Source organism: Adlercreutzia equolifaciens DSM 19450, assembly GCF_000478885.1.
GTDB lineage: Bacteria > Actinomycetota > Coriobacteriia > Coriobacteriales > Eggerthellaceae > Adlercreutzia > Adlercreutzia equolifaciens.
In genome coordinates this window covers 1,951,681-1,972,582 of the sequence record NC_022567.1, presented here as the reverse complement: position 1 = coordinate 1,972,582, position 20,902 = coordinate 1,951,681, and the positions used below count along the sequence as shown (strand labels likewise).

At 64.2% G+C, this 20,902-nt stretch carries 17 protein-coding genes; 12 read left to right on the top strand and 5 right to left on the bottom strand.

The genetic code is table 11. The features are described from left to right. Positions 1 to 27 precede the first annotated feature (27 nt). From queF to AEQU_RS07775, 6 genes are all read left to right on the top strand, one after another. Complete coding sequence (gene queF, locus AEQU_RS07800) at positions 28 to 690, top strand: preQ(1) synthase (protein WP_022740378.1); 663 nt, start codon at positions 28 to 30, stop codon at positions 688 to 690. A 171-nt stretch (positions 691 to 861) separates the two neighbouring features. Continuing rightward, positions 862 to 4,203 (top strand): single-stranded-DNA-specific exonuclease RecJ, encoded by a 3,342-nt coding sequence (recJ, locus tag AEQU_RS07795; protein ID WP_022740377.1) that lies wholly within the window; start codon positions 862 to 864, stop codon positions 4,201 to 4,203. A gap of 48 nt (positions 4,204 to 4,251) precedes the next feature. Continuing rightward, entirely contained in the window at positions 4,252 to 6,636 is a 2,385-nt protein-coding gene (locus AEQU_RS07790) for a RelA/SpoT family protein (RefSeq protein ID WP_022740376.1), read from the top strand. A gap of 3 nt (positions 6,637 to 6,639) precedes the next feature. Then, positions 6,640 to 7,314 (top strand): MBL fold metallo-hydrolase, encoded by a 675-nt coding sequence (locus tag AEQU_RS07785; RefSeq protein WP_022740375.1) that lies wholly within the window; start codon positions 6,640 to 6,642, stop codon positions 7,312 to 7,314. A 110-nt stretch (positions 7,315 to 7,424) separates the two neighbouring features. After that, positions 7,425 to 8,480 carry an inorganic phosphate transporter gene (locus tag AEQU_RS07780; protein WP_022740374.1) on the top strand — a complete coding sequence of 352 codons (1,056 nt, stop codon included), beginning with the start codon at positions 7,425 to 7,427 and terminating at the stop codon, positions 8,478 to 8,480. 18 nt (positions 8,481 to 8,498) lie between these two features. Then, positions 8,499 to 9,128: a DUF47 domain-containing protein gene (locus AEQU_RS07775; RefSeq protein ID WP_022740373.1), complete on the top strand. Its 630-nt coding sequence runs from the start codon at positions 8,499 to 8,501 to the stop codon at positions 9,126 to 9,128. 319 nt (positions 9,129 to 9,447) lie between these two features. Here the strand turns inward: AEQU_RS07775 and AEQU_RS07770 are convergent, their stop codons facing one another. Together AEQU_RS07770 and AEQU_RS07765 are read right to left on the bottom strand one after the other, a co-directional pair. Continuing rightward, entirely contained in the window at positions 9,448 to 10,605 is a 1,158-nt protein-coding gene (locus tag AEQU_RS07770) for a trimeric intracellular cation channel family protein (protein WP_022740372.1), read from the bottom strand. Positions 10,606 to 10,613: 8 nt separating this feature from the next. After that, positions 10,614 to 11,612 (bottom strand): zinc dependent phospholipase C family protein, encoded by a 999-nt coding sequence (locus tag AEQU_RS07765; RefSeq protein ID WP_022740371.1) that lies wholly within the window; start codon positions 11,610 to 11,612, stop codon positions 10,614 to 10,616. Between the two features lie 380 nt (positions 11,613 to 11,992). On the opposite strand from AEQU_RS07765, the gene AEQU_RS07760 reads away from it, so the two are divergent. From AEQU_RS07760 to AEQU_RS07745, 4 genes are all read left to right on the top strand, one after another. Next, positions 11,993 to 13,270, top strand: coding sequence for an aspartate kinase (locus AEQU_RS07760; protein ID WP_022740370.1), 1,278 nt, complete (start codon positions 11,993 to 11,995; stop codon positions 13,268 to 13,270). After that, positions 13,271 to 14,320, top strand: a complete 1,050-nt coding sequence (locus AEQU_RS07755; protein WP_022740369.1) for an aspartate-semialdehyde dehydrogenase — start codon at positions 13,271 to 13,273, stop codon at positions 14,318 to 14,320. It begins immediately after the preceding gene. A gap of 485 nt (positions 14,321 to 14,805) precedes the next feature. Further along, complete coding sequence (locus AEQU_RS07750) at positions 14,806 to 16,029, top strand: hypothetical protein (RefSeq protein WP_022740368.1); 1,224 nt, start codon at positions 14,806 to 14,808, stop codon at positions 16,027 to 16,029. A 185-nt stretch (positions 16,030 to 16,214) separates the two neighbouring features. After that, entirely contained in the window at positions 16,215 to 16,694 is a 480-nt protein-coding gene (locus AEQU_RS07745; RefSeq protein WP_070098421.1) for an NUDIX hydrolase, read from the top strand. Between the two features lie 172 nt (positions 16,695 to 16,866). Here the strand turns inward: AEQU_RS07745 and AEQU_RS07740 are convergent, their stop codons facing one another. Continuing rightward, entirely contained in the window at positions 16,867 to 17,622 is a 756-nt protein-coding gene (locus tag AEQU_RS07740) for a TlyA family RNA methyltransferase (protein WP_041714625.1), read from the bottom strand. Positions 17,623 to 17,764: 142 nt separating this feature from the next. Beyond that, on the bottom strand, positions 17,765 to 18,664 hold the full coding sequence (locus tag AEQU_RS07735) for a TatD family hydrolase (RefSeq protein WP_041714624.1): 900 nt from the start codon (positions 18,662 to 18,664) through the stop codon (positions 17,765 to 17,767). A 207-nt stretch (positions 18,665 to 18,871) separates the two neighbouring features. Here AEQU_RS07735 and AEQU_RS07730 point away from each other — a divergent pair, with 207 nt between their 5' ends. Next, positions 18,872 to 19,231 (top strand): YccF domain-containing protein, encoded by a 360-nt coding sequence (locus AEQU_RS07730; RefSeq protein WP_022740365.1) that lies wholly within the window; start codon positions 18,872 to 18,874, stop codon positions 19,229 to 19,231. Positions 19,232 to 19,233: 2 nt separating this feature from the next. Here the strand turns inward: AEQU_RS07730 and AEQU_RS07725 are convergent, their stop codons facing one another. Then, entirely contained in the window at positions 19,234 to 19,605 is a 372-nt protein-coding gene (locus tag AEQU_RS07725) for a hypothetical protein (protein ID WP_041714622.1), read from the bottom strand. A gap of 298 nt (positions 19,606 to 19,903) precedes the next feature. Here AEQU_RS07725 and AEQU_RS07720 point away from each other — a divergent pair, with 298 nt between their 5' ends. After that, positions 19,904 to 20,860 (top strand): transporter substrate-binding domain-containing protein, encoded by a 957-nt coding sequence (locus AEQU_RS07720; RefSeq protein ID WP_022740363.1) that lies wholly within the window; start codon positions 19,904 to 19,906, stop codon positions 20,858 to 20,860. The last annotated feature ends 42 nt before the right edge of the window (positions 20,861 to 20,902 follow it).

Here is a 20,902-nt window from a genome sequence, read left to right as displayed (position 1 = left end):
GGAGTTGCTAAAGAAGAGGAGCTGGGAATGAAACCAATGGACATGGCTGAAGCGCTGTTTGGCAGCGACGATGATGCAATCGGAAAGCCCGAGGGATCGGTGGATACTTCGGCTATGGCCGCCATCGCGGCCCATCTGGCTCGCGAGGATGCCGGCCCCGCGCCAGCGACTGCTCCCGCCGCTGCCTCGGCTGGCCGCGACGAGGTCGAAACCCGCGCCGGCGGCGTCACCCTGCTCGGCAACCAGCATACCCAGTACCCGACTGACTACGACCCGTCGGTACTGGAGACCTTCGAGAACAAGCACCCGGGCAACGACTACTTCGTGAAGTTCAACTGCCCCGAATTCACGAGCCTGTGCCCCATCACCGGCCAGCCCGACTTCGCCACCATCTACATCTCCTACGTGCCCGATGTGCGCATGGTGGAGAGCAAGTCGCTCAAACTGTACCTGTTCAGCTTCCGCAACCACGGCGACTTCCACGAGGACTGCATGAACATCATCATGAAGGATCTCATCGCGCTCATGGATCCGAAGTACATCGAGGTCTGGGGCAAGTTCACCCCGCGCGGCGGCATCTCCATCGACCCCTACTGCAACTACGGACGCCCCGGCACCCGCTGGGAGGAAGTAGCCTGGACGCGCCTGTCCCAGCACGACCTGTACCCCGAGAAAGTGGACAACCGCTAGGTGCTGTGCGACTCGCTGCCGAGCGTCGATTGACGGCTTGCGAGGAGCTGCCCGGGCGGTGCCGTGGGAAATTGCCGCGCCGCCGTCGTGCTGCGGTGACAGAATGCGAGCTTTGTGCGAAAATACCCTCCGAACTACGAAGAAGAACGCACGTAAGGTAGCTAGCACATTATGACCGCCCAATTCAGCATCCGGGAGGCCGATCCGCAGATCGTCGCGCGTCTGGCGCACGACCTCGGCCTGCCCCGCTTCATCGCGACGACCCTCGTGGCCCGCGGCATCACCACGGTGCGGGCCGCCAAGCGCTTCTTGAACCCCTCGCTCGACCGCGACTGGCGCAATCCCTTGGAGATCCCAGGGCTGGCAGAAGTGGCCGACGGGCTCATCGACGCCATCCGCGAGAAGAAGCGCATCGTCGTGTTCGGCGACTTCGATTTGGACGGCATCTCCGCTACCACCGTGCTCACCCGGGGCCTGCGGGCCCTCGGCGCCTGCGCGTTCCCCTTCGTTCCCCGCCGTTTCGGGGAGGGTTACGGCATCACCGCGGCCGCTTTCGAGCGCGCCCGAGCTCTGGAGCCCGACGTCATCGTCACCGTGGACTGCGGCATCGCCTGCAAAAACGAGGTGGCCGACATTCTGAAGGCGGGGGTGGAGGTCTACATCACCGACCACCACGAGGCGGCCGATCTCGTGCCCGAGGGCGTGCCCGTGGCCGATCCGAAGATGGCCGATGATTGCCCGAGCGCCATCCTCGCCGGCGTGGGCGTAGCCTTGAAGCTCGTGCAGGTGCTCGGCAGCCGTCTGGGCTTCCCGCACCTGTGGCGCAGCTACACCGACTTCGCCACCTTGGGCACTGTGGCCGACCTCATGCCCATGCGCGATGAGAACCGAGCGCTCGTGGCCGACGGCCTCGCGCGCATGAACACCAACCCGCGTCCCTGCATCGCCGCGCTTCTGGCCACCACGGGCCAGGCCGGAAAACCGCTTTCGGCCACGAACCTGTCGTTCTCCCTCATTCCGCGCCTGAACGCCGCCGGGCGCATGGGCAACGCCGATCTGGCGCTCGATCTGCTCATGTGCGACAACTACGGCGAGTGCTGCGCCATGGCCGAGGCCCTGGAGGACGTGAACAACCAGCGCCGCGCCATTGAGGCGGAGCTGTCGGACATCGCGAAGGAGCAGGCCAGCAGAATCTACCACGGCCAGCGGGCCCTCGTCGTGGCCGGCGAGGGCTGGCACGAGGGCGTGAAGGGCATCGTGGCCTCCCGCCTCGTGAACACCTACGGGGTGCCGGCGCTTCTGTTCACCATCGACGGCGACGAGGCCCGCGGCTCCGGACGCTCCGTGGGCAACGTGAACCTTTTCGAGGCGGTGGAGTCGATCTCGTATCTCACCAAGCGCTTCGGAGGCCACGGGGCGGCCGTGGGCGTCACCATCCCCACCAAAAATTTGAAGGCCTTCGCCCAGCGTCTCGACGCCTATATGCAGAAGCTGCCGGAGGCGGCCTTCCACCCGCTGACCGAGGTGGACGCGCTCGTGAGCCTGGACGAGCTGACGCTCGAATCCGTGGCGCTGGTCGAGCGGCTCGCCCCCTTCGGCCAGGAGAACCCCCAGCCCACGTTCCTCGCCCGGAACGTGACGCTCGTGAACACCCGGGCCGTGGGCCAGACCAAGGACCACTTCGCCTGCACGCTCACCAACGGGCGCGCATCGGTGGCCGGCATCATGTTCCACTGCGCCGCCATCGACGCGCTGCTCGTGAACGACGCGGTGGTGGACGCCGCCTTCACGGTGCAGATCGACGAATGGCGCGGCCGCCGCTCGGTGAAGGCCATGCTGGAAACCGTGGCCCCGGCGCGCAGCTGTTGCGCTTTGGAGGCCTGCCTCGACCCGGACGCCGTGTCGTTCACCGCCGATCTGTTCGCCGAAGCGGAAGGGGAGCCTGATCTTGCGGCCGCCGACGAGGCGCCCGAGCCGGCGCTGCCCGATCTGGCGCCCCGCCGCGCCCAGTGGGAGGAGACGGCCCGGCGCGACCCGGACGGCCTGGAGGCGGCCATTGTGAAGGCCATCATCGGCGACCGCCCGCTGCATCCGGCCCAGCGAGAGATTCTCGATCGGCTGCGGGCGGGGAAGTCCACCTTCGCCGTCATGGCCACGGGGCGCGGCAAGTCGCTGTGCTTCCAAACCTACGCCGCCTTCCGCGCGCTGACCGACCATGCCGCGAGCCTGTTCATCTACCCCTTGCGGGCGCTCATCGCCGACCAGGTATTCCATCTGCGGGCGAGCCTCGAGCGCTTCGGCATTGCGAGCGCCGTCATCACCGGCGAGTCGACGCCCGAGGAGCGCGCGGCGGTGTACGCGGGGCTGGCCGACGGGAGCCTCGATATCGTGCTCACCACGCCGGAGTACCTCATGTTCCACACCGACGAGCTGGCGGCCTCGGGGCGCGTCGGGTTCGTCGTCGTGGACGAGGCGCACCACATCGGCCAGGCCAAGGCTGGCCAGCGCGTGGCCTACACCCAGCTCGACCGGGCGCTGACCCGGCTCGGAGACCCCGTGGTGCTCGCGGTGACCGCCACGGCCAACGACGCCGTGGCCGACGACATCGATGCGGTGCTGCCCATTCAGGACTCGGTCATCGACGAGACGGCCCGCGACAACCTGTACCTGGACGACCAGCGCAACATCCCGCACCGCGACGACTATTTGGCCTCCCTGGTGGCCACGGGCGAGAAGACCGTCATCTACGTGAACTCCCGCGAGCATTCCGTGGCGCTCGCGCGCATGCTGCGCCGGCGGGTGCCGCAGCTCGCCTGCATGATCGGCTTCTACAACGCGGGGCTCTCCCGCGACGAGCGCAAGCGCATCGAAGAGCTGTTCCGTCGCGACGACCTGAAGGTGCTCGTGGCCACCTCGGCCTTCGGGGAAGGGGTCGATATTCCCAACATCCGGCACGTGGTGCTGTACCATCTGCCCTTCAGCGACGTGGAGTTCAACCAGATGAGCGGCCGGGGCGGGCGTGATGGGAAGCCGGCGTGGGTGCATCTGCTCTACGGGCGCGGGGATGCCTCCATCAACGAGCGCATCTTGGCCGACGCCACGCCGGATCATGACGTCATGGCCCAGGTGTACCGCAAGCTGCGCTCGCTGCAGCGCAACACTCCCGACGACTACTTCTGCGTGGCCGACGCCGATCTGGCCGAGGCCGCCTCCGACGCCTTCCGCGCCGTGAGTCCCACCTCGGCGGCCTGCGGCTTGGCCGTGTTCCGCGAGCTCGGGCTCATCGAGACGCGCACCGTTTACGAGGCCGGCCGCCCGCATCTGTGGGTGCGGGTGCGCGAGGGGGCGTCGAAGGTGGAACTGACCGATTCGGTGCGCTACCGCGAGGGCATCGACGAGCGCACGCTGTTCGGCGGCTTCTGCCGATGGGCGCTGGGCACCGACGAGCCCGCGCTCACGGTGCGTCTGTGCCACCCCATCGTGCCGAGGAACCGACCGGGCCAGGGGCACTAACCGATAACGATCCGCGGACCATCCGCGTTCAGGAGAAGGGAGGCGCCCATGAGCGCCGAGAGAGACGATTCCGTCCGGGCGGCGGCCGATGCCGTCAGCGCCGGGAAGGCCACGAAAGAGACCGTGGACGCGCTTCTGGGCCGCCCGCATCCCACGGCCGATTCGGCCATCGAACGCGGGCCCGCCACGCCCGAGGACCGCTTCGCCGAGCTGGCGCGCCTGACGAGTGCCTACATGGACGCGCCGGAGGAGGCCATGCTGCGCCGCGCCTTCGAGTTCGCCCGCGACGCCCACGCGGGCCAGTGCCGCAAGTCCGGCGAGCCGTTCATCATCCATCCCATCGAGGTGGGCATCATCCTGGCCGATCTGCGCATGGATGCCGAGACTATCACGGCGGCGCTGCTCCACGACACCGTGGAGGACACGAAGGTGACGGCCGAGGAGGTGGAGCGCACCTTCAACCCGCAGGTGCGGGCGCTGGTGGAGGGCGTCACCAAGATCACCCGCATCGAGGTGGAGTCGCTCACCGACGAGCAGGCGGCCACGATCCGCAAGATGTTCGTGGCCATGTCCAAGGACATCCGCGTCATCGTCATCAAGCTGGCCGACCGTCTGCACAATATGCGCACACTGGCGGCCCTGCGCGAGGATCGGCGCATCTTCAAGTCCCGCGAGACCCTTGAGATCTACGCCCCCATCGCCCACCGCCTTGGCATCAACTCCATCAAGTGGGAGCTGGAGGACCTCTCCTTCTTCTACCTGGAGCCCAACAAGTACAAGCAGGTCTCCCGCATGGTGACCGAGTCCCGCGCCGAGCGTGAGAAGTACCTGGCCGACGTCATCGCCGTGCTCCACGAGGAGATGGGGAAGGTGGGAATTTCGGCCCAGATCATGGGGCGTCCGAAGCATCTGTACTCCATCTACCAGAAGATGACGAAGAAGGGCAAGGGATTCTCGGAGATTTACGACCTCATCGCCGTGCGCATCATCACCAGCTCGGTGAAGGACTGCTACTCGGCTCTGGGCGCGGTGCACACGCTGTGGCACCCCATGCCCGGCCGCTTCAAAGACTACATCGCCATGCCGAAGTTCAACATGTACCAGTCGCTGCACACGACGGTCATGGGGCCGGCCGGACGTCCCCTGGAGGTGCAGATCCGCACCGAGGAGATGCACCGCAACTCCGAGTACGGCGTGGCGGCCCACTGGCGCTACAAGGAGACCGGCGCCTCGCGCCCCGGCGCCGCCGACAACCTGGATGCCCAGCTGGCGTGGCTGCGCCAGATGGTGGACTGGCAGGACGAGACCGAGGACTCCCGCGAGTTCCTAAAGTCGCTGAAGATGGACCTCGACGACACGGAGGTCTTCGTGTTCACGCCGAAGGGCGAGGTCATGAGCTTGCGTGCCGGTTCCACGCCGGTGGACTTCGCCTACGCCATCCACACCGAGGTGGGCAACCACTGCGTGGGCGCCAAGGTGAACGGCTCCATCGTGCCTCTGTCCTACCAGCTGCAGGTGGGCGACCGCGTGGAGGTGCTCACCCAGAAGAGCGCGAGCCCCTCCCGCGACTGGCTGAACATCGTGAAGACGCCCTCGGCCCGCAGCAAGATCCGCTCCTACTTCTCGAAGATCACCCGCTCCGACGACATGCAGATGGGCCGCGACATGCTCGTGCGCGAGATGCGCAAGCACGGGCTGGGGCTTTCCAGCGCCCAGTCGATGCGGGCGCTGAAGCTGGTGGCCGAGGCGCTCGGCTTCAAAGACCCCGATGAGATGTACGTGCACATCGGCACGGGCAAGGAGAAGGCCCAGCACGTCACGAACCGTCTGCTGAAGATCCTGGTGGACAAGGGCAACGAGGAGGCGGAGAAGCCCACGGTGGGCACATCGGCCTCCTCCACGGGCATTATGGCCCCCATGCTCACGTCCGTGAAGCGCCCGAAGAAGCACGAGACCCACTCGTCCCAGGGCATCGTGGTGAAGGGCGTCGACGACGTGCTCGTGCGCCTGTCGCGCTGCTGCAACCCCGTGCCCGGCGATGACATCTTGGGGTTTGTGACCCGCGGCCGCGGCGTGTCGGTGCACCGGGCCGACTGCCCCAACGCGCTCGATTTGAAGCGGCATCCCGAGCGCATCATCGAGGTGGAATGGGAGGGGACGCCCACGGCGGCCACCTACCAGGTGGAGATCTACATCGAGGCGCTCGACCGCATGAACCTGCTTCTGGATGTGACGCGCGTCATTTCCGAGATGGGCGCCAATGTGCTGTCCTGCAACACCACCACCCACCGCGATGGCATGGTGGAGATGCGCTTCCTCTTCCAGCTGTCCGACTTGGCGGTTATCGAGCGCATGACAAAGCGCCTGTCCGCCATCGACGGCGTCTTCGATGCCCGTAGAATGATGCCCCAAGGATCAAGCAAGAAAGGTTGAGAAATGGCGACGGATTTGTATGAGATCAGCGGATTGTGCGTCGATGTCGAGTATATGATCATGGGCGTGCTCGCCAACAACGTGTACATCGTATCCGACGGCGAGGGCACTATGGTGGTGGATCCGAGCTGCTCGGTCGACAAGATTCTCGCGGCCCTGGGTGACCGCAAGCTGGACGCCATCGTGCTCACCCACTCCCACTTCGACCACACCGGCGCCGCTGCTGAGCTGCGCGAGGCCACGGGCGCTCCGGTCATCGCCTCGGCCGTAGACGCGCCGCTTATTGAGGAGCCTCGCGACGAGGATCTCTCAACCCGCGGCGTTCCCTGCCCCGTGGATCGCACGGTTGCCCACGGCGATGTCGTGGAAGTGGGGAACATGAAGTGGAAGGTCATCGCGACACCCGGCCACACTCCCGGCTCCATCTGCTTGTTCGACATACCGCAGTTCGGCAACCATCCCAAGGGGCTGCCGGTGCTCATCTCGGGCGACACGCTGTTCGCCGGCACCGTCGGCCGCACCGATTTCGCAGGTGGATCGATGGCCGACATGCGCGCTTCCTTGAAGAAGCTCGCGGCCCTGCCCGATGACACGGCGGTTCTTCCCGGCCACAACAACCTCACCACCATCGGCGCCGAGCGCCGTCGCGTCTTCGCCCTCTACGGCGACCCCGAGTAGGAGCTTTTTCAAAAAAAACACAGCAGTCTGTCTTGCTGACGGCGTGTCATAGGGTAGACTTGGGCCACTGCGCATTTTCTGGGTGCAGTTTATCTGTTGGAAGGAACTCCGTGACGATCGAGTGGACCTTTTTCCTCTCCGAGCTTATGCAGAACCCCATCCTTCTGGTGGTGACCCTGCTTAATATCGGCGTTATCATCGTGAACGGCGCGACGGATGCGCCCAATGCCATTGCCACGGCGGTCTCAACCCGGGCCATGAAGCCTCGGCACGCCATCATCATGGCGGCGGTGTTCAACTTTCTGGGGCTTTTGCTCGTGTCGCTGGTCTCCACGGCGGTGGCCCATACCATTTTCTCCATGGTGGATTTCGGCGGCAACTCCCATCAGGCCCTGACGGCGCTCATGGCAGCGATGGTCGCCATTATCGTCTGGGGTGCGGCGGCCTGGTGGTTCGGCATTCCCACCTCCCAGTCCCATTCGCTCATCGCCGGCCTCACGGGGGCTGCCATCGCCGTCCAGGGCGGTCTCGATGCCATCAACGGGGCCGAGTGGATGAAGGTCATCTACGGCATTTTGCTCTCGACGCTGCTCGGCTTCGGCCTGGGCTGGCTCAACTACAAGCTCATCGGGCGGCTGTGCCGGCATGTGAACCGTCAGAAGGCGAACTCGTTCTTCAAGTGGGCGCAGATTTGCTCCGGCGCCGGCGTGGCCTTCATGCATGGCGCCCAAGACGGCCAGAAGTTCATGTCCATCTTCATGCTGGCCATCATGATGACCGCCGGCATGGGCATGGATCTTACGGGCGTGGCGATGCCCATGTGGCTCATGCTCTTCTGCGCCTTCAACATGGGCCTCGGTACGGCCGTGGGCGGCGAGCGCATCATCAAGTCCGTGGGCATGGACATGGTGAAGCTCGAGGCGTTCCAAGGATTCGCCGCCAGCCTCTCCACGTTCGTGAGTCTTATGCTCGCCACCTTCGGGGGCTTGCCGGTTTCCACGACGCACACCAACACGACGGCCATCATGGGCGTGGGGGCCGCGAAGAACCCCAAGTCCGTGAAATGGTCTATCGCCATCGATATGGTGAAGACGTGGGTGCTCACCTTTCCCGGGTGCGGCATCTTGGGCTTCGCCTGCGCCAAGTTGTTCCTTATGATCCTGTAACACGAGAAGGGAAGTCCAGTGGCCAAGAAACACAAGTACGATTACTTCGACGCCTACGAAGAGCTGTCCGATCTGGCCGTGCAAGAGGCGAGCGTCCTTGTGCGCGCCATGGAGAACTTCACCGATGCCGCCGCCCTGCGCGCGGTGCTCGATGAGGCCCATGCGCTCGAGCACGCCGGCGACATGATCAACCACGACATCTACAAGCACGTCGGCAATGATTTCATGCCGCCGTTCGATCGCGAGGACATCGTGGCTTTGGCCGGCGCGCTGGACGAGATTCTGGATGAGATCGAGGACGTGCTGCAGTACTTCTACATGTTCGACATCCATCAGATTCCCGAGGACGCCCTGCGCTTCGCCACCCTCATCCGCAAGTCGTGCAAGGCCGTGGACGCCGCCATGGAGGATTTCCGCAACTTCAAGAAGTCGAAGAACTTCAAGCAGCTGGTCATTCAGGTCTCCGACAACGAGGAAGAGGCCGACGCGCTGTACGTGGAGGTCATCCGCAACCTGCATGTGAACCACGCCGACGAGCCCATGCACGTGCTGAAGTGGTCGCGCCTGTACGCCTTCATGGAGAGCTGCTGCGACGCCTGCGAGCACACCGCCGACCTCATGAGCACGATTCTGTTGAAGAATATGTAGGCTCAGGATCGGGGAATCGGTACACCTACGTAGGGGCGGCGCTTGCGCCGCCCTTTCTGCATTGGCGGACGTTCTGGCTCGGGAGTGCCGATCGAGGCCGGCCCCTACGGGGATGTCTGCAGGCCAAGCGGCGGGCTTGTTCAGTGCGCGGCGACGGTCGCCGTATTTCCGTGCAAGATTTTTCGTTAGAGAGAGTGTGTCTGGGCGATTCGTGCAGGATTTTGCGATAGGGAGACTCTAAATCGGTTGTAGGATCGCCTCGGCCTCTCCCTATCGCAAATTCCTGCACGAATTTGGTGTACCCGGTGACGGGAGAGCGTCATGAACGCTTCTTCTGGTCGCGGGGGTTGTGCTGGGGCTTCTTCGGGTCGGGGGTTTGCGGTTCGAAGGGGTCGAAGGCCGGCTCGTCGTCGGCTTTTCGTGCCGTGTCTGCGTCGGCGCCTTCCGCGCCTTCCGCGCTCTTCGAATCCTTGGCTTCCGCGGCGGAATCCTTCACCGCCGCCTGCGGGCCGGTGCGGCGGGGCTCGTGGTCGAGGCCGATGATGCGGTAGAGCTCGTCGCGGTCGACGAACAGGCGATCGGAGGGATCGGGGGCCGGTTCGGAGGCATGCTCGTCCTCATCGGCCAGGGGCACCACGAGCTTGTCCATGAGCACGGTGGGCTGGAAGTGCTCGCCGTCGTCGTCCATCCAGCGGCCGCTCAGGCGATCGTAAAGCTTCTTGCCCTTCCTCTTGAAGCGATCGAACTTGGTTGTGCCCTGGCGCTCGCGGGCCGTCTTGCCTATGGGCACGTGCACCTTGCGCGCGATGAAGCGCATCGGTCGCGCCACGCTTTCCACCACCGTGTCCGAGTAGTCGCGGGGCGGCTTGGTGCGCCAGCCCATGATGAGGGACAGGTAGCGCAGAACCATGATGAGGCCGGCGCACAGGATGCCCGCCGCGTCGGGCAGGATGCCGTTGGCCTTCAGCGGGCAGTAGACCATGCAGCCGATGAGGGCCGCGCTGCCGTAGATGGGGCCGGTTTGGAAGGCGACGGGCGGCCGGTTCATGAGCACGTCGCGGGAGATGCCCCCGCCGATGGAGGTGATGGTGCCGAGCACTACCGAGGGGATGACGGTAAGGCCCGCCGAGAGGCTCTTCGACGCGCCGATGATGGCCCACAGGGCTACCGAGATGTTGTCCAGGAGGTCGACGATGGGGTCCAGGTAGGTGGCCAGCTTGCCGAAGTAGAACACCGCCACGCCGGCCAGGGCGCAGGAAAGGAGAAACCAAGGGCTTTGGAAGGCGTACAGGCCGTAGTTCTGCAGCAGGATGTCGCGGATGATGCCGCCGCCCATGCCGGTGATGCAGGCGATGGCCACGGTACCGAAGATGTCGTAGCGGGCGCGCACGGCGGACATGCCGCCGGACAGGCCGCCGGTGACGGTGGCGGCGAACTCGAACCAGAAGGGGAGGTCGAAGGCGGTCTCGAGGGTCATGGGCGTTCCTACCGATTCCGCACGTCGGGGACGTCGTCGCCGGCCGCGGCGTCTTCCACGGCCACGACGAGGGCCACCACGGGCTCGCCGTAGAAGTTCACGTCGGCGGTGAGGCGGTGGGAAGCGGCCAGGTCGAAGTCGTCGGCATCCATGGCCTTAATGGCGTCCAGGGCGCCTGCGCGCGCCTGGTCGTACAGATCCCAGAAGCTGGCGCGGCTGACGGCCTCGGTGGCCGGATGGCGCCAGGGAGCGCGCTCGCCGTTGGCGAAGGCGGAAGTGGCGCGCTCGGCGGCTCGGTGGCTCATGGCCCCGGTCATGGCATGGGGGCGCACGAGGCGCTCGGCAGCGGAGAGCACGGCGCGCTTGGCGCCGGTGGGGGAGTAGAGGGCCCGCTGGGCCGCGCGCTCGGCCCGCACGGCGCTTTTGAACATGCCCTTGGGCATGGCGAGGCCGAAGGCGTTGTCGACGGCTCCGGCGTACAGGCGGCCCACGGTATCCAGCATGCTGTCGCGGCCGCGCAGCACCGAGGTGGCGGGGTGGTAGGTGGCCACGGTCTCGCCGCGCTTGGCCGTCAGCACAAGCTCGTCCAGCTCGGTCTCGATAACGGCGTGCACCTCATGGGCGTCCTCGGCCGCGAGGCCTTCCACGCCGGCGCCGCACAAGGCGTTCACCTGGCTTATGACGAGTGGATGCACCGTGCTGTCCAGCAGGTAGTGGCACACGTAGCCCAGCGCGTAGGCGCGTCCGACGGAGCGCTCCTGCGCCGGCAGCTCGCGCACAGCGCTCTTCAGGGCCACGAGGAATTCTGCCGGGCGCGCCCGATGCAGCGTTGAGGCCAGCTTTCCCACGCGGCGGTAGCGCGGATCGGGCGCGACGAAGAACAAAGGATCGGGGCCCTGGTTGCCCAAAAGGAAGGCCTCGGCCGCATCGCGGGAGCCCCCGATGGTATCGAAGGTCTCGCCGTACACGTCTTTCCCGAACAGGTCGTGCGTGATGATGGCCGGCATGGCTTCTCCTCTCCGATGGCGTTGCCCGATGTTGAATGCAAAGCGATCATGATAGGTACACAGGCCATCATAAACAATGGTGCGGCCGCCAGCGGACGGTGGGTGTCGTCCGTCGGAAAACCGACATACTAGGTAGATGGAGCAGACGGCGTTCCTGTGGCGGGACGGACGGCGTCACCTGGCGGGGTGGACGGCGCCACGTGGCGGGGTGGCCGGCGTCCCCGGTCCGGACGGCCGCTCGCCGCCCGTGGCCGCTGATGGCATTCCAACCGAAGATGCGCCCGTACGGGCTGCGCTCGCCCTCATTGACCTTGCAACTTTGCTATAGTGGTGCCCACTTGCATTTTCGACTAGTTCCGTATCGAAGGAGAGCAAGCGCAATGGCTCTGATCGTCGCGAAATTCGGGGGCACGTCGGTCGCCTCCCCCGAGCGCATCAAAAACGTCGCCAAGCGCCTGGTGGGCATGCGCCAGCGCGGGGACGAGGTGGTGGCCGTGGTGTCTGCCATGGGCAAGACCACCGACGAGCTCATGGGGCTCGCCTCCGCCATCACGACGGCGCCCCCGGCCCGCGAGCTGGATCGGCTGCTGTCCACCGGCGAGCAGGTTTCCATGACGCTTCTGGCCATGGCCATCGAGGCTTTGGGCTACAAGTCCATCAGCTTCACCGGACGCCAGGCGGGCATCGAGACCAACGGCACGCACAACAAGGCGCGCATCGTGAAGGTGCACAACGAGCGCATCTTAGACGCGCTGGACGACGGCGCCATTCCCGTGGTCGCCGGGTTCCAGGGTATCGATGCCAACGGCGACATCACCACGCTCGGTCGCGGCGGGTCGGACACGACGGCGGTGGCCATCGCTTGGGGCATTAATGCCGACGTCTGCGAGATCTACTCCGATGTGGATGGTGTCTACACCACCGACCCGCGCATCGCGCCCCGGGCCCGCAAGCTCGATTCCATCTGCTATGACGACATGCTGGAGCTCTCCAGCGCCGGCTCAGGCGTGCTGCAGAGCCGCGCGGTGGAGTTCGCCCGCAAATGGAAAGTGGTCATCCATTCCCGCTCCGCATTCTCGGAGGCCGAGGGAACCTATGTCAAGGAGGAGTACGAAATGGAAGAAGCCGTCATCACCGGCATCGCCAGCGACACGTCGGAAGTGAAGGTGACCATACGCCAGGTGCCCGACGCGCCGAACGTGGCCGCCCGCGTGTTCGGGGCGCTGGCCGCTGCCAACGTGAACCTGGACATGATCATCCAGAATGTGTCCGAGGCCGGCTTCACCGACATCTCCTTCACGACTCCTGGGGCCGATCTGCCCCGCGCCAAGGAGACCATGGAGCGCATCGTGCCCGAGATCGGCGCTCGCGAGTTCATCGTCGACGAGGACATCGCGAAGGTGTCGCTGGTGGGCACGGGCATGAAGTCCTCTCCGGGTGTGGCCTCGCGCACGTTCCAGACCTTGGGCGACAACAACATCAACATCGTGGCCATCTCCACGTCGCCCATCCGCCTGTCCATGATCGTGGACGCGGCCCAGGCAGTACAGGCCGTCCAGTGCCTGCACACCGCCTTCGGGCTCGATTCCGACGACGTGTTCGTGGAAACCCAGCTTTCAGCGGAAGAGATCGCCGCCAAAATGAAGAAAGGACGTTAAATGACCTGGACGAAGGAAATGCCGGCAAATCCTGTGGTGGCCGTAGCGGGAGCGACGGGTGCGGTGGGACAGGAGTTTCTGCGCGTGCTGCATGACGTGGACTTCCCGGCGAGTGAGGTTCGCGCTCTTGCGAGCGCGCGCTCGGCTGGCAAGAAGGTGCCCTTCGAGGGGTGCGGACTCGTGCCGGCCGGCGAGCTTACCGTGCAGGAGATGACGCCGGAGTCCTTCGAGGGCGTCGACATCGCGCTGTTCTCGGCCGGCGCCTCCGTGTCCAAGGAGATGCGCGAGGCGGTCACCGCCGCCGGTGCCGTGATGATCGACAACTCCAGCGCCTTCCGCATGGATGAGGACGTGCCCCTGGTGGTGCCCGAGGTGAACCCGCAGGATGTGGCGTGGCATAACGGCGTTATTGCGAACCCGAACTGCTCCACCATCCAGATGGTCGTCGCGCTGAAGCCGCTCTACGACCTCTCTCCCATCAAGCGCGTCGTGGTGTCCACCTACCAGGCCGCTTCCGGCGCCGGCGCGCCGGCCATGGCCGAGCTGTACGACCAGACCCGCGCTTTCCTGGACGGCACTCCCGAGGACGAGCTGGAAATCTCCGCCTTCGCCCACCGCATCGCCTTCAACACCATTCCGCATATCGACGTCTTTTTGGATGACGGCTCCACCAAAGAGGAGTGGAAGATGGTCGTCGAGACCAAGAAGATCATGGGCGACCCCGCCATCGAGGTGGCGGCCACGTGCGTGCGCGTTCCCGTGCTGCGCTGCCACGGCGAGGCCATCAACGTGGAGTTCGCCGACGAAGTGACCGTGGAGGCGGCCCGCGCGGCGCTCGAGGCGGCCCCCGGCGTGGAGGTGATGGACGACACTGCGAACAAGGTGTACCCGATGCCGGGCCTGCTCGCCGGCACCGACGGCACCTTCGTCGGACGTTTGCGCAAGGATCCGACCGTGCCCCACGGCATCGCCTTCTGGGACGTGGCCGACCAGATCCGCAAGGGCGCGGCCCTGAACGCCGTGCAAATCGCCCAGCTGCTCCTGCCGTAGAGCACGTGTCGTTCCGAGCAAGCGAAGCGAGCCGGAGAATCCTCCAATGGAGCCCCACTTCGGGGCTCCGTTTTCTATTCAGGCTCGAGATCTGCGTCGCCTGTGGAACGCATTGGGCAGTCGTCGGCTTCCTGCGGACGGCTCGTTCCCAGCAAACTGATGCTCGGTGTTTGAAAGGTGCTTTTCTGCATGAGATTGACGGTTATGAGCGTCTCGAGATGTGCTTGTAAATTATCGCGTCAACATTTTCATCCAGCTCAGTTCGCTGACCAGGTATTTTGTTAAAACCACTCGCGGCCCTATTCTTTACCGAGACACCTAGACGCTCATAACCGTCAATCTCGTGCAAAATGAGGCGTCCCCGTTGACCAAGCCCATTAGGCAACCTTTCATACGGGTACTCAAGACCCCAGGATAGTCATTGTGCTGCAGTCCCCGTAAATGGAAACAAGCTGAAGGGGGCCGAGGTTTCCAAGAGGACTAGAATGCCCAGGTTTCATTCTCGAAAAGCGAAAGCGAAGTCATCCCAAAGACAACTATTTTGCTCAGGAATGTCCATTCAGCAGATTTGTCGTGCCAGCCATCAACGGCGCCCGAAATTTGTTATCTTGCAGCGCATGGAAGTGATCTTCAGTCATACAACAGCTTTGGATCTTCTCAGGATCTGGTCGTGCAACCATCCTCTGGCTTTGCGTGCCTTCCACGATCTGCGTTCGCGTGATGTGGGGCACCTTCCTTCTTCCCATTTGAAGGGCTTCAGCTCGCTTGCTCATGCTGCTGATACCGAGGCTGCTGTTCGTGCAGCCATCGAGAGTGCGAAAAGGCCCAGCCTGAAGCGAATGCTCGAAGAGCTATGGGACAACGCCACGGTCGAGCGCCCTCTCCATGTTCTCGCGCGGCCGAAAGAGGGGCGCCATCCTACGAAGCGCGTTCGCTTCCATCAGATTGCGGTGCCTCTGCCACGCGGAGCCTTTCTGGAGATTGCTCCAGGTATTGCCCTGTGCTCCCCGGAGCTCGTATTTGTTCAGATGGCCGAGTCCCTCTCTGCCGGTGAGCTCATTGCCTTGGGCTATGAGCTCTGCGGGTGCTACCCTTTGGATGCAGGACGGTCGAGTGCACTTGTGCGGACGCAGCTTGCAACGCCAGGGCGACTTGCTGCGTTCGCGAAGCGCGCCGAGCGCATTAAGGGGTCGAAGAAAGCGCGCTCCATCATTCCTTTCCTTTGCGCGAAATCAGCATCGGTGAAAGAGACTGAAATGGGCGCGCTGCTCCTTACGCCGATGCGCCGTGGCGGTTTGGGGCTGCCTCCCGCACTTGCTAACGAGCCCGTCGCTCTTTCAGATAAGGCAGTGCGCATCGCGCGGGGTGATCGGGTGGTCTGCGACTTTCTGTGGCCGCAGACGCGTGTCGCGGCGGAGTACGACGGTCTCGCCTTCCATGGTGAGCGACATCAGCAGGCGCGCGATTCTCGGCGCCGCGATGCCCTGCTTGCCGACGGCTTCGACGTCGTGACGGTCACGTCCTCGCAGATCGATAGCGTCTCCGAGTTCATCGAGATAGCCGATGCCCTTTCGCGCAAAACAAGAGGCAGAGCTCCTGCGCGCCCCGCCTCGTTTCTCGACCGCCACCTGCAGCTTCGTCATGAGCTGCGTGCGTTCCATCATCAGCACTTCCCACCAGCCCATCCTTCGGAAGAAGGCGAGGCCTAGCTCGTATTCGCGGGTTGCAGTGTTAGTAGGGGCGGGGGCCCTGCTTCTAGGACGGCGATACTTCTCTAGGATCTCCTTGCTTCCGAGGATGCAGCTTGGCGGCCGGGCGGTGTGAAGTAAACCGTGGTAGAACCTCTTGAAGGGCATTTTGAACTGCAGCCCTCTGATTGGAGAATGAGAGCCTGATGAGCCGCGTTCCGTTCCAAGTGCTTGTTTTCCTGCGAAGGCTTGATGCCAACGGCCCTGAATACCTGGTATTGAAGCGTGCCGATCTGTCAGTTTGGCAAGGCGTCGCCGGCGGCGGGGAGGGCGACGAACCACCCCGCGAGGCTGCAATTAGGGAGACGATGGAGGAGGTGGGGGTCAGCGTGACTAGGCTGATCGATCTTGAGTCTGTCGCCATGGTTCCCGTTCTCGATGTGGTGGGCTGCTATCGATGGGGCGATGATGTTCTGGAGATTCCGGAGTATGCATTCTGCGTTGATGTTGATACTAGCGTCGTCGTTCGGCTTAGCGAAGAGCATGCGGAATACCGATGGTGCTCGGCGCGCGAAGCGCTTGATCTGCTGGAGTGGGATTCGAACAGGAAGGCGCTTTGTGTGGCTGAGGCAAGGATGACCATTGAGGCTCCGGTCGGCGAACTGCCTGAAATTGCAGCAGATTGACGGTTATGAGCGTCGCTGGTTAAGGCCTGAGCCTGTGTCCGTCTGTCTAAAGGCAACCGATCTGGGGTTTTGTCAACGACGCCCCGTGAAGCGCCTCGGGGGTTCGCCCCCCAGACGCTCATAGCCGTCAATCTCGTGCAGAAATCAAGGGGTTCGTTGACCGAGTGGGCCGTCAGCTGTCCAGGTCGTTGCGGTATACGGCGCGGACGAGGTATTCCACGTTGCCCTCGGGACCGGTGATGGGGGATGTGGCCACGCCGGTTGCATCGAATCCGGCGGCGGCGAGGGCGGCCTTCACCTCTTCCACGGTGCGCAGCCGCACGGCCTCGTCGCGGACGACGCCGCGGTCGGTCTCGTCGTGGGCTGATTCGAACTGCGGCTTCACTAGGCCGATGAAGATGGTGTCCGGTCGGCTGAAGCGGGGGAAGAGGGGAGCGAGCGCCGCCAGGCCGATGAAGGACACGTCGATGACGATGAGATCGAAGGGCGCGCCGAGCTCGGCGGGATCGGCGTCCTTGATGTTCGTGCGCTCGAAGACGGCCACGCGCGGGTCTTGGCGGATCTTCCAGGCGAGCTGTCCGTAGTTCACGTCGAGGGCCGCCACGCGCGAGGCGCCGGCCTGCAGCAGGCAGTCGGTGAAGCCGCCGGTGGACGAGCCGATATCCAGGCAGTTCATGCCGGCGACGTCCTGCTTGAACGCGTCAAGCGCCCCCTGGAGCTTCTTGCCGCCGCGGGAGACGAATTGCTTGCGGCCGCGAATAAAGATGTCGGCCGTGGGCGCGACCTTTATCGCGGCGCTCGTGGCGTACATGTCATCTACCCGCACCTCGCGCGCCATGACGGCGCGCAGCGCGGCATCACGATCGGGGAACTCCCCTCGCTCTACCAACAGGTCGTCCAGGCGCATTTTTTTGGGCTTAGCATTCATAGCGAGCATTATACGCGAGAGGGGCGCGCAGGGCTCGCGCGTCGGCGATTGCCCTTGCTGCGGTGCAGTCGCGATGGTGGGAGTGGGCTTCGGCGATAAGGACGCAAGCCGCGCTGGGTGGAGCGCGAAATCGACGCATCTTTTAGCGCATCAGCAGCTCGCGGCTTGTGGAAGAGAGCTGATTCGCAAGAGCCTTACGGTCGATGCCCTTCAGTTGCGCGATGCCGGAAAGGGCGTTGTTCAGCTCGGCGCGCCAAACTTCGGCGGGTAGGTTGTCGTCCTTGCGGGCGGGCATGTCGGTCTCCAGGAGCAGCTGACCTAGGGGAATCTGCCGGGCGTATTCGCGTCCACGCCGCGAGGCCAGCATGCGCGGCCCTACCGAGAAGAAGCAGCCGAGTTCGACGGCTCGATGCAAATCGTCGGAAGTGCCCGAGAACCAGTGGAAGATCACGTGATGCAGCGCAAAGGCGCCGGCTTGTTCGAGCGCATCGAGTGCCGCAGCGGCGGCATTGACGGCGTGGATGGAGATGAGCTTCGGCGCAGTGTCGGTGGTGCTGCGGACGGGAGCGCCACCTATGGGCGGGCTCGCCTGGAGGTTCGTGGTTGCGGTACGGGTTCGGCCTTGCCCGCTGGTTGCTGCTGCGCTTTCGGGGTCGATAGATGCTAAAGACGATACAGGCTCGTTGCATGCGGCCAGAATGCAGGCGAAAGCGCTCGTCTGCAGGGCACGGCTCTCTTCCGTATCGCGCGGGCCGGCGAAGTCGAGCCCGATCTCCCCGATGAATCGGGTCGTGCGCGCAAGCTCGCAGAACCGGGCCAGCTCGGTTTCGCCCACGCGCCCGTCGGCGATCCACCAAGGGTGCGCGCCCAACCCGAGGGCGACATTCGACGCGTCGGCCAAGATGAGTTGCAGCTGTTCGTATTCCGCCGGTTCCACCGTGCACGAGAAAGCGCCGATGCCCGCCTCCGCGCCGTCTTTGGCCGTTGCATCGGGGGAGGGGGCAAATCCCAAATGGCAGTGCATATCGTAAAGTGTTTCCATGAGGGTAGAATACCAGCCCCCTTGCCGATTGTGAAGGATGTCGCGCTTTCGTTTGACGCCGTTGGCGCTTCCTCCGCGGCGCGACGGCGCAATCGAACGCGATTGGGGATCTGCCTCTGTACGCCATAGGGTGGTTTGTCGAGTCTCGGGTTGCTGGTTAGGTATAATGCTTCGACAAGCGTCGATCGCAGAGAAGAGCAGAAGCCTATGTCTACTATCGCGAATATCATTTGGATTATCTTCGGTGGCCTGTTTACGGCCATTGCGTGGTGCTTGGCGGGAATTATTTTCTCCATCACCATCATCGGCATTCCGCTGGGGCGGCAGTGCTTCAAGATGGCCTCGCTGACCCTGGCGCCCTTCGGCAAGAGCATCGTTTACGGCGGAGGCGCTCCGTCGCTTATCGCCAACATCTTCTGGTTGATTTTGGCCGGGTTGCCCATGGCCTTTTCCTATGCGTGTTTGGGCGTGGTCTACTGCATCACCGTGATCGGCATCCCCGTCGGCCTGCAGTGCTTCAAGATGGCGAAGCTCTCCCTGCTGCCCTTCGGCGCGCAGGTGGTTTGAAGCTAAGCCGCTTCCGGGTTCTCGTTGGCGCCGAGGTCCTCGGGGACGGTCTGTTCCTCGAACTCGGTCTGCTGCACCTTTTCGGCCTGGGTGGGGTTCATCCAGTCGCCGTTGGCGGCAAAGGCTATGACGAGCCCGATGACGGCTACGATGGCGATGATAATCCAGATGAGGCCCGGGTGCTTGCGCGTGTTCGCTTTCGGGCCGCCGCGATCGACTTCGAATTCCTGCATGGCAGGAAACTCCGGATCGCTCGCGGAAGATTCCAGGACGTCGGGCTCCTCTGCGGCCAAGGGGTCGCGCTCGGCGAAGGTCTCGTGGTGCGTGCGGCCCTCGCGGTCCTGCTCGTGCTCGTTGTGCTTGTGCTCGCTCATGGTGCGTCCTCTCTCATCGGATGCGCTATCGGTTTCTCGCGAGTTCTCGTGCTCTTCAAGCGCGCTCGCGCATCGCGTTTCTTCCATGGTAGGGCGCTTGGGGGCGAAGAGTTCCTTGGCGGGCCATGGGAAAGGAATTGTTGGGCAAATTGGTTCGCTTTCGTTGAAATTCCCCCTCGGGGGATGATGCCGCTGGCCGCTGCGGGATGATGCTGCAGCGGCGCGGCTGGCTATGGTGGGGGAGAAGAGGTTTCGCCCTGACGGGCGGAAAGCGTTTCGCGAGAAAGAGGAATTCCCCATGACTGAAACTTCCCTTGCGGCCCGGGATCGCCGGACGACAGCGGCGGCGGCCCGCGCCCTAGGTGCCGCGCTGCTCGTTTTGCTGCTGACCGTCGCTGCGGCAGCCGCCGTTTCTGCCCTAACTGGCTGCGCGGCCGAAGAGCCGACGAGCGAAAAAGATGCGGCAGGGGTCGCCACCAGCGATGCCGATGGCGCTATCGTCGTCGCATCGGCCTTATGCAGCGAGCCCTACGAGCAAGCTACCAGCACCAACCAGATCGGCTTCACCGTCGAGCTGCTTCGGCTCATCGGCGAAAAATCGGATCGCGAGATCCAATTCACCAAAGCGGTCAACCATAAGGATGCCGAGCAGAACATCACGGCGGGGCTGCCGGGAGATGTGGCGGCCAAGGTTGCCGCGGGCGATGCCGGCCTCGGGGCTTCCTCCATCACGACGGCCGATGCCCTTGAAGGAGTTGTATTCAGCGATCCTTACCTGCATGCCGATTTCTCGGTGCTGACGAAGATGGACACCGGCTACGACGACCTTGCCAGCATTCAAGGAGACGGCATCGTGGTGGCGGTGCAGGGCGATCCCGCCATTGCCGCCTGGGTGGCCGAGAATCTGCCTGCCGCCCAGGTTGTCACGTTCGACGCGGGCGTCGATGCCCTTATGGAGCTGAACTCCGAGCGCGCTCAGGCCGCCATTGTGGACGAGCCGCGCTACCTCCGCTACGTGCAGGTGAAGGAGCCGCATCTGCAGGCCGTGGAGACCATTGCGTCCGACAAGGACTATGCTTTCGTCGTCGCCGCAGGCAACGACGAGCTGTTGGCGACGGTGAACGAGGCCCTGGCGGCGCTTAGGGCTGACGGCTCATACGACGAGCTGTGCGAGAGCTGGTTCGGGGCTGCACCCGAGCGAGGCACGGCCACACGATCAGCAGGCGAGGCGGTGCAGGACTCGACCGGCGCCTAGCTGTCCCGAAAGCATCCCTTCGCCGGTTATTTTTCGGCAAGG